6 protein-coding genes are annotated in these 15,839 nt (G+C 45.1%); 4 read left to right on the top strand and 2 right to left on the bottom strand.

Features of this window, described 5'->3' with window-relative positions:
- The first annotated feature begins 175 nt into the window (after positions 1 to 175).
- The 3 genes from CW735_RS18235 (at position 176) to CW735_RS18225 (ending at position 6,455) form a co-directional block, all read left to right on the top strand.
- Positions 176 to 1,432 (top strand): sugar MFS transporter, encoded by a 1,257-nt coding sequence (locus tag CW735_RS18235; protein WP_442857493.1) that lies wholly within the window; start codon positions 176 to 178, stop codon positions 1,430 to 1,432.
- Between the two features lie 12 nt (positions 1,433 to 1,444).
- Positions 1,445 to 3,994: a glycoside hydrolase family 3 protein gene (locus CW735_RS18230; RefSeq protein WP_100973071.1), complete on the top strand. Its 2,550-nt coding sequence runs from the start codon at positions 1,445 to 1,447 to the stop codon at positions 3,992 to 3,994.
- A gap of 376 nt (positions 3,995 to 4,370) precedes the next feature.
- Complete coding sequence (locus CW735_RS18225) at positions 4,371 to 6,455, top strand: TonB-dependent receptor (RefSeq protein ID WP_071980886.1); 2,085 nt, start codon at positions 4,371 to 4,373, stop codon at positions 6,453 to 6,455.
- 100 nt (positions 6,456 to 6,555) lie between these two features.
- Here CW735_RS18225 and CW735_RS18220 read toward each other — a convergent pair whose 3' ends face one another.
- Together CW735_RS18220 and CW735_RS18215 are read right to left on the bottom strand one after the other, a co-directional pair.
- On the bottom strand, positions 6,556 to 9,501 hold the full coding sequence (locus tag CW735_RS18220) for a TonB-dependent receptor (protein WP_071980885.1): 2,946 nt from the start codon (positions 9,499 to 9,501) through the stop codon (positions 6,556 to 6,558).
- Between the two features lie 63 nt (positions 9,502 to 9,564).
- Positions 9,565 to 12,246 (bottom strand): glycoside hydrolase family 16 protein, encoded by a 2,682-nt coding sequence (locus tag CW735_RS18215; protein WP_100973314.1) that lies wholly within the window; start codon positions 12,244 to 12,246, stop codon positions 9,565 to 9,567.
- Between the two features lie 624 nt (positions 12,247 to 12,870).
- Here CW735_RS18215 and CW735_RS18210 point away from each other — a divergent pair.
- Positions 12,871 to 15,780: a TonB-dependent receptor gene (locus CW735_RS18210; protein ID WP_232368324.1), complete on the top strand. Its 2,910-nt coding sequence runs from the start codon at positions 12,871 to 12,873 to the stop codon at positions 15,778 to 15,780.
- The last annotated feature ends 59 nt before the right edge of the window (positions 15,781 to 15,839 follow it).

The following is a 15,839-nucleotide window of genomic DNA, read 5'->3' as shown; positions in this document are numbered from 1 at the left end:
AAAATAGTTTGTTATTCATAAATCAAAAATAACATGATTTTTACATTGAATTCAGTAACGCTTCATGTAATTATTCACTGAAATGTAAGCGCTTACAAGTAAGTGGTCTTGCTTTTGTAAGCGCTTTCAAATGTTAATTTATCATTAATTACAAAAATAGCAATAGAGGTTATCAGTGGACATACCAACGCAACCTGACTCGCAGCCAGTGAATAATGTAGCGCCAAGTGGTAATTATCGCTTTGCTCTCATTTCATTAACAACATTATTTTTCATGTGGGGATTTATTACCTGCCTGAACGATATCCTTATACCCTACTTAAAAGGTGCGTTTAACCTCTCCTTTACACAGGCGATGCTTATTCAGTTTTGCTTTTTTAGCGCCTATTTCATTGTTTCACTGCCTGCCGGGCTAGTGGTATCTCGAATCGGTTATCAAAAAGGCATTGTGCTTGGGTTGGGTATTGCTTGTTTGGGTTGCATCATGTTTTACCCTGCAGCTGAAAGCCAAATATATGCGGTTTTCCTTCTTGCGCTCTTCGTATTAGCGTCGGGCATCACTATTTTGCAGGTATCGGCTAACCCATATGTAACTGCTTTAGGAGACCCCAAAACGGCCTCTTCTCGACTTACGATGACCCAGGCGTTTAATTCTCTTGGCACCACGGTAGCGCCATTTTTTGGTTCGTATCTTATGTACGGAGCAACAGGGGAACACAACGCGGCGATGGCATCGGCTTCCGATGTTCAAATTCCTTATCTTATACTCGCTGCATCGCTTCTTTTACTAGCGTTGGTATTTCTTTATTTGAAGCTGCCTAAACTCAACCACACCAGTACTAATACCGGCATATTCAAAGGTGGGGCTTGGCAGCATAGGCATCTTGTTCTCGGTGCTGTAGGCATTTTTATGTACGTCGGTGCCGAAGTTGCCATAGGTAGCATGCTAGTAAACTATTTAGCTAGTCCTTCAGTGGCTGGGCTAACTGAGGCAAAAGCATCTAAGTTGCTTGCATACTACTGGGGCGGCGCTATGGTCGGACGCTTTATCGGCGCAGTTGTTATGCAAAAAGTCTCCGGCGGCATCGTGTTGGCATTTAATTCAGTTATGGCTATCTTTCTTATTGTGCTGTCGATTTCTACCACGGGGCCACTTGCACTATGGACCGTGCTTGGTGTGGGTTTATTTAACTCCATCATGTTTCCTACCATTTTCAGTTTGGCGCTTCAGCAACTTGGCAAAGATACACCGCAGGGCTCAGGTATTTTGTGCTTAGCCATAGTAGGGGGAGCGATTATCCCGCTTTTCCAAGGTATGTTGGCTGATAATATCGGCGTCACACTTTCATTCTTGCTACCGGCTTCTTGTTACTTGTACATCGCCTACTACGGTTTAATAGGCAGCCGTGTAACACAACTGATTAAAGATTAAGGAGTAGTAACGATGCGAAACACATTACTCGCTTCCGTAATTGCTGGCGTATTATTGAGCGGCTGCGGAGTTGCAGAGAAAGAATCGGCTAGCAATCAGGATGAGAGCGTAGAAAAAAGCGGTGCGGCAAAAATTTGGCCAAAGCTTGATATCGAAGTAGGAAAAGATCCGGCTGTAGAAAAGCAGGTGTCTGAGTTGATGTCGACAATGACGTTGGAGCAAAAAATAGCGCAAATGATTCAACCAGAAATCCGCAATATTACGGTTGAAGAAATGCGTCAGTATGGTTTTGGCTCGTATCTTAACGGTGGTGGCGCGTTTCCAGACAATAACAAGCATGCAACGCCTGAGGATTGGGTTGCGCTGGCGGAGAAGTTATATCAAGCGTCTATTGATGACAGTTTAGACGGTTCAACTATTCCAACCATGTGGGGAACAGATGCAGTTCACGGTCACAATAATGTGATTGGCGCTACGCTGTTTCCCCACAATATTGGGTTGGGTGCGGCAAATAATCCCAAACTAGTCGAGCAGATTGCTCACATAACAGCTAAAGAAGTTATGGCAACGGGCATCGATTGGGTATTTGCACCCACGGTGGCCGTGGTAAGGGACGATCGCTGGGGGAGAACTTACGAGAGCTACTCAGAAGATCCTGCCATTGTTCGTGACTATGCTGCTTCGGTGGTAAAGGGCCTGCAGGGCGCTGCCGACAAAGACTTTTTGAGCGATCAGCGGGTTATCAGTACCGTAAAGCACTTTGTCGGTGACGGCGGCACTGTAGGTGGTGACGACCAAGGCGACAACGTTGCCAGCGAGCAAGAGCTGTTTGATATCCATGCCCAAGGCTACGTTGGCGGGCTAACCGCTGGTGCGCAGTCTGTTATGGCTTCGTTTAACAGTTGGAATAGTGAAAAGCTTCACGGTCACAAATATTTGCTGACCGATGTATTAAAAGAGCAAATGGGCTTTGACGGTTTTGTTGTGGGCGACTGGAATGGTCACGGCCAAGTGAAAGGGTGTAGTAATACAGATTGTGCACAAGCCGTTAACGCTGGGTTAGATATTTTTATGGTGCCTAGCGATTGGAAAGGTGTTTATGAATCTACGCTTGCCCACGTGAAAGATGGGGTCATACCCATGTCACGAATAGACGATGCTGTGCGTCGCATTTTACGGGTTAAAGTACGCGCAGGTTTGTTTGACAAGCCTAGTCCAGCTAATCGCCCGTTATCTGGTGATCGTTCGCTTATAGGCAAAGAATCTCATCGTGAAGTGGCTCGTCAGGCCGTTCGTGAATCATTGGTATTGCTTAAAAATAAACAAGGCCTATTACCTTTGTCAGGGAATAAGCGTGTGTTAGTTGCTGGCGATGCCGCAGACAATATTGGTAAGCAATCTGGTGGCTGGAGTATTACCTGGCAGGGTACGAATAACACGAACGATGATTTCCCGGGTGGCACTTCAATATACGACGGCATTAAACGTCACGTAGAAAATACTGGTGGCGATGTTATGCTTTCTGTTGACGGTGTATTTGAAGGTGAAAGCGAAACTCCAGACGTGGCTATTGTGGTATTTGGCGAAGAGCCGTACGCGGAAGGTCATGGTGATAGAGAAACGTTAATTTATCAGTACGGTACTAAAAAAGACTTAGCGCTGCTTGAGCGTCTTAAGTCTCAAGGTATCCCAGTGGTATCTGTATTTATAAGCGGCCGCCCTATGTGGGTTAATGCAGAACTAAACGCTTCTGACGCATTTGTGGCAGCATGGTTGCCAGGTTCAGAAGGTGCAGTGGTAGCTGATGTATTATTCGGCGAGCAAGACTTTAAAGGCAAACTTCCATTCTCGTGGCCAGCAGAGCCTCAGCAAATTGTGAATATAGGCGATGATGACTATGAGCCATTACTTTCCTATGGCTTTGGATTAACGTATGCCGATGAAAATGTCTTATCCGATGATTTAAACACTGAAGTAAGTGTAAGCAGTGACAATAGTCAGTCTGTTGAGATCCTTAACGGAGCGGTTCAATCTCCTTGGGTACTATGGCTTTACTCAGGTGACGAATCGTTAACAGTAAATGCCAGCACACACAAAGTAGGGGCTATTAATTATCGCACTGTGGATAAAGTCGTTCAGGAAGATGCTCGTAAAGTCACCTTTGACGGCAGTGAGTTTGCCGCCATGCGTTTTGCGAGTAAGAGCTTCTTCCGGGAAGACTTAAGCGCACAGTTGCTGACTAATGGGGCACTAACCTTTAGCGTTAGCCGCCATAGCGATATTGAGAGCGGTTTAACCGTGGGAATGAACTGTGAAGGCGAAGGAGATGCACCGGGAAGCTGCTCAACACAAATCGATATTAGCGAGCAAGTAAACGCGTTACCCCTAGATACGTGGTCTTCAATCAGCATTGATCTGCAGTGCTTTGTTGATAAGGGGATCGACTTCACTGGCTTAGTGGTGCCGTTCGAGCTAGGAAGTGCTGGTAAAGCGAGTGTAAGTTTGGCTGATATTGAATTTACGCCTAATGCCGCAGAAAGCGCAGATATTAGCTGTAAATAAAAGCATACTAAAATCAATAAAAAACCGCTCAAATTTTATTTTTGAGCGGTTTTTTTTATTGTTTTCGATTACCCAAGACACTCTCGAACACACTCTGCGTATTTTTCACCTAATTGATCTTTAACGCTTATCTTTTCCATTTAAGCTGCCTTAACGTTAAATTTATACCTTTTCATTGCGTATTCTTAAAAATATCACTCCACGACTCGCAAACGTCTGAGTTTTCCTTTATCGATCGCTTATCGAAATAGTAACTATTCCTATTTACATTAAAAGGCGCATTCAAGACGCAGTGCAAATAGTATAAATAGAGGGTTAACCCCTGACTACTAACCAAAATCACACATAAAACTTGTAGAACACGTGGAGAATTATAGTGAAATTTAAACCTACGACTATTGCTACAGCCGTAATGTTGAGTCCCGCTGCCCTTGGGGTTGCAATGGAAGATATTGAAAGACTTACTGTTGAAGGAAAGTATCTTTCGGTAAACCAATCAAACTCTATCAAAAGCCCTACTCCTATTATCGATGTACCACAAAGTTTATCTATCATGACGGCAGAGGAAATTACTGCCCGCGGTATTACAAGCGTAGGCCAAATTATCGATTACACCCCAGGGGTAAACACCTCTCAGGGTGAAGGACATCGTGACGCCGTTGTGTTTCGTGGTGTACGTTCAACAGCCGATTTTTATATAGACGGTAATCGCGACGACGTTCAATACTATCGTGCGCTGTACAATGTTGAGCAAGTTGAAATTTTACGTGGTCCTAACGCATTACTGTTCGGTCGTGGCGGCACGGGCGGTATTTTAAATCGCGTTTCTAAGAAAGCGACTATCGATCAGCAGTTTGTAAACTACAACGTATCTGCTAACACATTTGGCGCGTACAGCTTACAGCTTGATACCAACATCGACACTGGCGAAGATTCTGCGGTAAGAATTAATGCTATGTACGAGAGTCTAGATAACCATCGTGATTTCTTTTACGGCGATCGTTACGGCTTTAACCCTACAGCACGCTTTCAGTTGAGCGAGGATACAATCGTTGATTTATCCTATGAGTATATCGACCACGAGCGTTTTATCGACCGTGGTGTTCCTACTGGTGCAAACGGTGAGCCGGTAGAAGCGTTTGAAAACATTGTCTTTGGCGACCCTGAAAATAACTATCAAACGTTAGAAGCTGACGTGTTTCGCGCCAACTTACAGCACAACTTTTCAGACAACTTAAAAGGTAACTTTAACGCCTTTTACGGTGACTATGACAAGGTATATGCCAACTTTTATGCCGCTGACTTTGACCCAGAGACAAACGTTGCGACGCTTGATGGTTACATTGACGGTACTGAACGTGAGAATCTTATCTTGTCGGCAAACCTAGTCGGTGAGTTTGCAACGGGTAGCATTGAGCACACGGTTATTTTCGGTGGTGAGTTTATCAATACTGAATCTGATCAGAATCGTTTAAACTCGGTCTTCGATTCAAATGGCGACGACCAAGAAGATTTCCTAGTTAGCGGCCCTTTAGACTTTAGAGGATTAACAGGTACTAACGCGGCTGGAAATACAGTCACTACTGCATTTACGGATTTAAACGACGATACCCGCGTAGACCTAGACGTATATTCATTTTACGTACAAGACGAAATTGCTCTATCAGAAAACTTCGACCTTGTATTAGGTGCTCGTTTCGATAGCTTCGATATTGAAGTATTTGACGCACGCCCTGAGGTATTAGAAACCCGTAACCGCACTGATGAGGAAGTCTCTCCTCGTGCAGGTCTTGTGTATAAGCCTCAAGAAAATATCTCAATTTATGCCAGCTACAGTGAGTCGTTTTTACCGCGCAGTGGCGAGCAGTATGCCAATATTAACGGCGATGCTAATAGATTAGACCCTGATACGTTTACTAACCAAGAAATTGGTGTGAAGTGGGATTTTGCTGACAGCATGAGCTTTACAGCAGCGATATTTGAAAACGAGCAAACCTCATTGGATAACGATCCTAACGACCCGGAAGGCTTCGTAGAAGTGGATTCTGATGTGTCAGGCTTTGAGCTGCAGCTACAGGGCTACATTACTGATAAGTGGTTTGTTACTGCCAACTACAGCAACTTAGACGGTGAAAATGCGAATGGAGTAGAGCTTCGTGAGCTTCCAGAAAATACTATGTCGGTTTGGACAACATATCAAGTAAGCGACGTGTTAGGCTTTGGTATTGGCGCAACCTATCAAGATGAGAGTTTTGTGGTTACCGCTACCGATTCGCCAGTCCTACCAAGCTACACCCGTGTCGATGCGTCTGCATACTACGAGCTAAACAACGGCATGCGTTTACAGCTTAATGTGGAAAACTTAACTGACACATTGTACTTCCCGAACGCGCACTCTAGACATCAAGCAACGGTTGGTGCGCCAATTAATGCAAGACTGTCTGTTATCGGTTCGTTCTAAGACGGACTGACTCATGCCAATAAAAAAGGCCGCTTCATGTGAATGAAGCGGCCTTTTTAATTGGGCTTGTTATTAAATACAAGCCCAACACTAAATACACTTAGAATGTATAACGAGCACCTAGTGTGTAACGCGGGCCGTATTGGCGAGCAAATAAGAACTGCTCTTCAAAACGTCCATATCCACGCTCAGTTTCATCGTTGATGTTAATGCCCTCTAGGAACACAGTAAGATGTTCATTAACGTCATAGTTAATACTTGCATCAATTTGCGCGTACGTGTCGAACTGAGTGGCTGGGTTATCCGACGAACCTTGAGCTTGACCAATACCTACGACATAGTCTGAACGCCACGCATAAGTGATTTTTGCCGACAAGCCATCTTTTTCATAGAACACTTGGAAGTTAGCAGAGTCACTAATACCTACTAGTGGGTCTTGCTCTTCAAGGTTATACGGGTCGTATTCAACATCGCCATCTACCAATGTGGCGTTCGCGCCAAAACCAAAGCCGGTTTCACCGAAAGTATGCTGAATAGCAAGCTCGATACCTTCTACGGTTTTCGCATCACTAGAGTTACCCGGCTGTGTTGTACGCCATGTAATAAGCGGGTCGTCTGCATTCGGTGTTACAACACCGTTTTCATCGGCATAACCGTTGTTCACAAAGTAGTCGTAAATAGCGCTATCAGTAGCCTGTGTACCAGCTGCTTCAAGTGCATTTACCGCTTCATTCCAACGGGGGCCTAAGTAAATATCATTAAGACCTTCGAACTGACGGTCTTGACCCGTTGTTGTGATGTAGTTGTCTACTGACTTTCTAAATAGACCTATAGCCGCGTAGCTTGCTTCGTCGTAGTACCACTCAAAAGAGAGGTCTAAGTTTGATGACTCAAAAGGCAGCAAGCTTGTATTACCCGCTGAGGCAGTACGAGCACCAATTTTAGGACTACCGCTAAACGCTAGGCCGCCTTGCAATAAACCAATAGGCGCTCGGGTAATTGACTTACCCCATGAGAAACGTGCTACCACGTCGTCAGTTACGTCAACTTTTACGTCGAACATAGGCAGAAGAATGTCGTACTCGCCTGTAAAGTCCTGTAACTGAAGACCTTCTTCAAACTGTGTAATCCACTCAGAAGCGGCTACCCAGTTGACTTGCTGTGGAACACGAACTTCTGCTGAACTAGGTACTTCTGTTTCTTCGTAGCGTAGACCCGCATTAATTTGAACGTAGTAATCGCCTAGCTCAAAATCCCACTCGGTTTGTACGTAAATAGAGTCTGTAATTTCCTCTACATTACTTACAGAAGGAGCACCCATGTAATATGGATCGATTGAGTATGCGTTAGCCTCACCTACGACATCAGCAGTAATAAACGCCAATTGGCGGGCAATAGCTTCGTCGAAATCAAAGGTATAGTAATACCCAGGGTTCATATTCGCACCACCGCTACTAAAGGCATCTAAGAAACCGCTGGTGTCGTTGCGTACGAACATGCTGTCTGGGAATATTTGAGTAAACGATGGGTTAAATCCTGGGCCGCCTCGCAAGCCGCTCCATGCTTCAAATCCACTTAGCGCCTGTTCTGTGCGTGCATACCCAAAGTCCACTTTAATTAGAGGAATATCAAAAGCAGAGTTGAACCAAGTACCGTCCAATTGAAGTTGCTCAATATCAGAACGGCCAGGAGAATAGATAAACTGGCTAAAGTTAGAGTCTATTTCGCCAGGCGCAATTTCATTAGTGCCGTTGTTCCAGTTTACAAATACCTGAGGAATATCACCTTCGCGGTAGTCGTACACTTTTGACTGAAGCTGATTTGAACCAAGAATAATTTGGCCAGAGCTGCCAAGACCTTCATCGTATCCGTTGTCTATTTCGTTGTATGAATCATGGTAATCGAGGGCTAAATGCCAGTCGTCGTTTACCATCCAATCAAGGTTAATACCAATTGAGCGAGCGTCAACGCGTGTGGTATTTCTGCTGGCAGTGAACGAGCCATCGTCGCCGCTGATATCAGCAAAAACTGCCGTACCGTTTGCATCTAGCTCATAAGCATTAATGTTTGAACCGAAGTTATTCCAAATACCCCAGCCCACAGTGTTAGTTCCTGTGGTAGCACGAGACGCCGTGTAGTCTACCGTTGCTGTGAAGTCGTCGATAGGACGGAACTGGAAGGTCACTTGCGCATTTGAACGTTCGCGCTGAACATCACTAATGCTGTAGTTCATATCTTTAGGGAAGAACGCAGCATTGGTAATGTTAGAACGGTTATCAACTACATTTTCTGGGTCTAACTCAGGTAGCGCATCGTTCTCTTGTAACTGCCAGCCCTGAATGTTCGCCGCTTGCTGCTGGAAGTCACGCTCTTGGTGAGAAAAAGATACACCAAAACCAAACATGTCATCGGCAAAAGTATTGCTGTAAACACCTGCAATTTCAGGTGTTACATCATCACCTTCTTCGTTTGAGGTATCGTAAATACCCTTTACTGAAAATGAGGCTTGCTGCCCTGATTGCGCTAGTGGCTTCATGGTAATGATATTCACCGTTGCACCGAGGCCACCGCTTGGGTTTTCAGCGCGAGCAGTTTTTTGAAGCTCAAGCGTGTTAACACCTTCAGATGAGAGGTTAGACAGATTGAATGAACGAGTGAAACCTGTACCCGGCATTTGACGGCCGTTTAGCGTTATCAAGTTAAATTCTGGACCAAAACCACGTACCGTGATTTCGTTACCCTCACCGTTATTACGGCTTATGGTTACACCGGTAATACGCTGAAGCGCCTCTGCCAAGTTGGTATCTGGGAACTTACCAAGTTCTTCTGCCGATATTGCATCAACAACACCGTTTGAACTGCGTTTTAAGTCCATGGAGCGAATCATACTGCCGCGTATACCGCTAACTTGGATAACTTCAACTTCGCCTTCTTCTGGAGTGGCTGTTTCGTCTTCTTGTGCATAGCTAGGCATTGCCAAGGTAGAGCCCAATAACAAAGCCATAGAAGTGGCAAGCTGGGTCTTTTTAAAGGTAGTGTTTTTCATAATTGCCTACTAATTCTTATCAATTTGACGTGCCGCCAGGGCTACTGGCGGCACATTGCTTTATTACTGTGCTGCTATTTCAACATTGTCTACGCGGTATACAGCGCCATTACCTGTCCCCCATGTAGGGAACATCATAAGAACGTTGATAGCACTGATATCCAGGCCTGCGTCATAAAGAGTTTGCAGTGGGAAAGTGTATGTCTGCCACTCGCCCTCAACTGGGGCAACACCCTCTAAGCTTGCAGACATAGGGAGTTCAACTGCGGTTGATGCGCCAATTGATTCAATTTTGAATAACCAATCACCTGATGTATCAATTGGCATTGCGCTTACTTTCATTTCAAAGCGAACTACGCCTGTAGAAAGTAATGCCGATGCGTCGTAAGACACGTCTTCATCAGCAAGGAAACCCATTACCGTTGGTGTTTCACCAATTCTAAATTCAGCAACGGTTCCGTGCTCAGCGTCGTCTACTTCTTCTGTTGGTGTTGAACCACCACAGCAGTCCCAGATAGACCATTGCTCTGCAGCGGTGTCAGCGAAAATGTTCAATCCGCCTGCTGGAGCTTCGTTGCCGCTATCAGGGTGGAAGAACTTCACATTATCTAAGCGATAAACTGCTCCTTCACCCGTGCTCCACGCTGGGAATATCATGATGACGTCAATACCGCTTACATCTAAGCCTCGAGCTTGTAAATCGGCAATGGAGAACGTGTAAGTCTGCCACTCACCTTCAACAGGGACCTGACCTTCTACGCTGTCGCTAAGTGGAAGCTCCACAGCAGTGGCAGCGTCGTTTGATTCAATTTTGAATAACCAAGTTGAGTCTGGATTATTTGGCGAGCTAACAACTCTCATCTCGAATTGAAGTAGACCACCATCGGTAAGTGCAGTAGCGTCAAATGGAGTAGCACCGCCGCCATCAATAGCACGAGTGGTGAAGCCCATAACTGTTGGATCTGCGCCTATACGGAACTCAGCAGTAAGGCCGTGCTCTTCATCATCCATTTCTTCAGTTGGTGTTGAACCGCCACAGCAATCCCACATTGGCCAATTTGGATTTTGTCCAGCTTCGAAGATAGTAAGCTCAGGGTATGACGCACCGCCTTCTTGTGAAATTTCAACGTTGGCCATGCGATACACCGCACCGCTGCCCGTATCCCACAGTGGGAATACCATGATTACGTCGATGGCACTGGTGTCTAGGCCTGCCTCTGCTAATACACTCAGTGGGAATTCGTACGACTCCCACACGCCTTGCTCAGGTGTGTCGCCTGCTACATCCGCTGGACCTACGTAGCCATCCTTTAGAGGAAGTTCGGCGAAGGTAGAGCCCTCTGAACTCTCAACTTTAAATAACCATGAAGTTGTTGCGTTGTTGGGAAGTGCCACGGTTTTTAAGTCAAACTTAATGCTGCCAGTTTCTTCCATTGGCGAAGCGTCAAACGGTGAAGCTTGGCCATCTGGGTCGGTGATAAATGCCGAGCGACTAATAAAGCCCATCACTGTTGGCGCGTCACCAATACTAAACTCGTAAACCTGACCTTCTTCTGCATCTTCAACGAGTGCAGGAGTAGAACCACCGCAGCAGTCCCATGCTGGCCAGTTTGGATTAGGCGTGCCGTCGAAAATAGTCAGGTTCTGCGCGATACCTGTAGAGGGTGGTGACGGAATTGGAGCCGCGCCTTCAACTAGCGCATCTTCAAGTGAGTCGTAACCTGGGCGAACCGTTTCACAGCCTTTGCCTGTCATTGGGTCTGATGCACATTCGTAAACACGAACATAGTCAACTTCAAGGCTTTGACCTTCTGCAAATGCTTCAGCGTCGATACCTGTTTCATTCACAGACTCAGGCCATGCTCCTCCAACAGCAAGGTTTAAAATAAGATAAAACTCTTGGTCGAAAGGTGCATTGTCCCAATGAGTTGTTAACTCACCTGTGCCTTGTTCATAGTATTCTGCATACCAGCCGCGGTGTGAAAGGCCGGTGGCTTCACCTTTACTATTTTCGCGTACTTCAGAACGACGCTGCGTAGCATACAAGTAACCGTCCATATACCAGCGGATTTCGCCTTCTTGCCACTCAATGGCATAGGTATGGAAATCGTCGGCAGGGTTAGCACCGTTTGGTAGCGAATAAGCTTGGCCTGAACTGTCGTTGTTCGGCCACTCTTGGCCGTAGTGCAGTGTGCCGTAGATATGATTTTCAGGATTGCCATCGATGTCGGCAGCTTTAAGGTTCACTGCTTCCACGATGTCGATTTCACCAGAGCGTGGCCATCCGCCGTATACTTCGTCGGTTGGCATCATCCAAAATGCTGGCCAAGAACCTTGACCTTCAGGCATTTTCGCACGCATTTCAATACGGCCGTATTTAAAGTCGCCTTTATAACGTGTATTTAGGCGTGCAGATGTGTACGGCTTAGGCGCTCCTTCTTCTGCGGGAAGAGCAACAATATTTAGCATACCGTTGTCGACAAATGAGTTACTCTCGCTGTCGGTGTAACACTGTGCTTCGTTATTACCACCGCCGGCGCAATCTACTTCGTGGGTCCATTTATTTTCATCGATGCTTGAACCGTCGAATTCGTCGCTCCAGACTAGCTGCCAGTCTGAAACCGGCGCTGACGCGTCAACGACGTCGATATCTGTGGATGTGGTGGCTCCACCACCGCAGCCAAATAGGGTCGTGACTGACAACGCGGCGGTAATCCGCGTAATTTTTGATGCATGTTTAGTCATTGCTTTCAGCCCTGCTAAGAGTGTTGTAAAGAAATCGCCGCGATGGCTTATATTTTTTTGAAAGCGCTTACAAAATTCGGCGTAATAAATTTGGAAGCGCTTACATTTGCGCAACATTATGATAATGTCGAAGAAAGATCAATCCTATTTGCATAATTTTAACATCAGGTGTCTTAGTTAATTCGTCTAATGCATGAGTTAACAAAGTATAAACTTTTGCCAGTTAAAACTGCTTTCTCTCATTTTAGCTCAGAAATTTTCTTTATCTATTTTAACAATTGAAAACTTAATATTTGGTTTTTTTTTGCAAAATATTTATTTTTATCAGATGTTTACTGTATTTTTCTGAGTGTATGAATTTACACAATGTTTATTAACACTTGCATTACATTTCTATGGGGAGTATTTTTATAAATGTAAGCGCTTTCAACTTGCGTCTCGCCTTGTAAGCGCTTACATAAGGCTTTGTTTGATCGATTCTTAATGGTTGGTCTGAAGAATAAGCTCGAATATGCGGTAGGGTTTGAGGAAGGTTTTGTATCTTTTTTTAACAATATATAACACGCTGGGAAACTTATGAGAAAACACACATTTCAAAAAACACGGCTCGCTACAAGCGTCTCTATGATTTTAGGGATACTGGCTGCGCCTACATCTTATGCACAAGAAAAAGAGGAAGAGCTTCAGCCAGGAGACTTTGAGGTAATTGAAGTAAGCGGTATTCGTGAGAGCTTAACTAAAGCGATGCTCACAAAGAAGGCAGCTTCAGGTGTTGTTGATGCCATCTCTGCAGAAGATATTGGTAAATTCCCAGATACAAACCTAGCAGAATCGCTACAGCGTATTACCGGGGTATCTATTGACCGCTCACAGGGCGAAGGTAGCCGAATTACGGTTCGTGGTTTTGGTCCAGACTATAATGTCGTCACGTTAAATGGTCGACAAATGCCAGCTGCTAATATAGCAGCAACGTCCGCCTCTTCATCTCGTTCTTATGACTTTGCAAACTTGGCGTCTGAAGGTGTATCGGCAGTTGAAGTTTACAAAACAAGTCTTGCCTCGCAGCCAACAGGTGGAATAGGTTCTACCGTAAACTTGGTTACTGCTAAGCCGTTATCAAATCCTGGTCGTAAAGCGACGATTACCGCAAAAGGAATGATGGATGGCTCTACCGAGACTGGAAGCACGATTACACCCTTATTATCTGGTATTTACAGTGAAACCTTCAATGATGATAAGTTTGGTATTCAACTCATCGGTTCTTATCAGGAGCGTGACGGTGGCCAAGCTAGTGCAGAAACAGGCAATGGCTGGTATACAATAAAAGGTGATGGTGGAGATTGGGGCTCTCTACCAAGAGATGGGTCGTTTACTAACCTTCCAGGGCCTAACGACGTCTATTCTGTACCGAGAAACTTAGCGTACAATTTTGACGAGTTTACGAGAACACGAACCAATGGCCAGTTGACGCTTCAGTATGCTCCTACAGACACACTGACCACGACGCTAGACTATACTTATTCAGAACTTGAGACTCGAACTCAACGCCAGCAGCTTTCAACGTGGTTTAATGGTGTACCCGCATTTGGTGAGTATACGCCTGGAACCAACACTGAAGGGTCAGTTATGGGGCCGGTGATATATGCAGACGCAACATGCTGTGATGTTGGTCTAGGCACATCTGACGCGTCGGTATACAACGAAAACAAATCCATTGGTTTTAATGTTGAATGGTTGGCTTCGGATAATTTAACACTTGAATTAGATTACCATTCATCTACAGCAGAAGCTGGACCGCAAAATGACCTGGGCAGCGACAACGTCGTAAGTGCTGTATCTTTTGACCGAGTACTTACTGAGGTTGATTATTCGCAAGATTTTCCTGTTATGAGCATTACGTATGCTGATGGGGTAGATGGGTTAGACCCTTCCCGCATGTCTACTTCGGGTACCTCTTTACGTAATAGCTTCATGAAATCTGACATTGATCAGCTGCAGTTCCGTGGAAATTACTACTTAGATGAAGGCGTTATAACCAGTATCGACTTTGGTATTACTGCAATGGAATCAAAAAACCGTTCAGCATACTCCGTCGCTCAACGTGATACTTGGGGCGGATATGGTACGGCCGATGATTATCCAGATGATATCTTTATACAAGAGGATTTGCCTAGTCGGTTTGACGACGTTTTAGGCAGCAATGGCGCTGATCTAGAACCTTTCTATTACGCATCCAACATTCAAGACTTAATTGGTGCAATAAGTGCAATTGCTGCAGCAAATGGCGAGACAATTAGTCCGTGTGGCACGCGCTTATGTATGGACCCGAATTACCAAGTGGACAGACGGGTAACTGAGACGCAGCTCGCGGCTTACGTTCAGGCTAATATGGAGTTTGAAATTGCCAAAAGGCCCGTTTGGATCAGTGCAGGTTTACGTTATGAAGATACCGATGTTGAATCAACAGCATTAGTTCCGCAATTCACTACTATTCAATGGTCTGGTGCGAACGAGTTTAATGCGGTTATCGATGGTGAAACTTTCACTACACTTGATGGTGGATATGATCACTTGCTTCCATCATTTGATTTTAAGATGGAAGTTCAGGAAGACTGGTATGTGCGCGCATCTTATAGTGAAACCATAACTCGCCCTGGCTATGCCGATATTCAAGGCGGCTTAACGGTTAACCAACTTGCTCGCTTTAACGGTGGTACAGGAAATGCCGGTAATCCAAATCTACTTCCCTTCGAGTCGACAAATATAGATTTCTCTACTGAATACTACTACGGAGAAGGAAGTTACGTCTCAATTGGTTATTTTGATAAAACCGTTGATAATTTCATAGGGTCCGATACGTTTGTAGATACTATCTTCGACTTGCCTACGCCATTTGGTGGACCTCGTTACAATGAAGCAGTCAATGCATTGGGTACCGATGATGCTAACGCGGTATTGGAGTATTTGAGAAACAACTTTGGCGATCCTGTGCAAGGTATTCGTGGAGAAGATCCATTATTACCTATTACAGTAACTCAGGCAGTTAACTCTGACACTTCCCGCTCGGTGGATGGTTTTGAAATGGCTGTCCAGCACATATTTGGCGAGAGTGGTTTTGGTGTCATTGTTAACTACACGACAGTTGATGGTGACGTAGAGTATGACAATTACAACACCAATAAAGGTGAAGGCGTACAGAATCAATTTGTTCTTTTGGGACTAAGTGACACCGCCAATGCTGTGTTGTTCTACGAGAAGTTTGGCTGGGAAGTCCGTGTTGCATGGAATTGGCGCGATCAGTTTTTATCCGCCACAATCGATGGAAACGGCGAGCGTAATCCAACTTACGTAGAGGCGTATGACCAAATTGATGTCAACGTGCGTTATGAAATTAACGAAGATCTCGAGGTCTTTGTTGAGGGCATAAACGTCACTGGTGAATATCAGCGCTCAATAGGTCGTCATCCGAATATGCTAATGGGCATTTATGATGTTGAGCCGCGTTACAACGTGGGTGTACGCTATAGCTTCTAACTTAAGAAAATTGTAATACGCAAAAGCATTGCGACTGTCAGTCGCAATGCTTTATTTTG

This window comes from Alteromonas sp. MB-3u-76 (assembly GCF_002831605.1).
GTDB classification, from domain to species: domain Bacteria; phylum Pseudomonadota; class Gammaproteobacteria; order Enterobacterales; family Alteromonadaceae; genus Alteromonas; species Alteromonas hispanica.
Note: the sequence above shows the minus strand (reverse complement) of the source record. Positions and strands in the feature narration are given on the sequence as shown.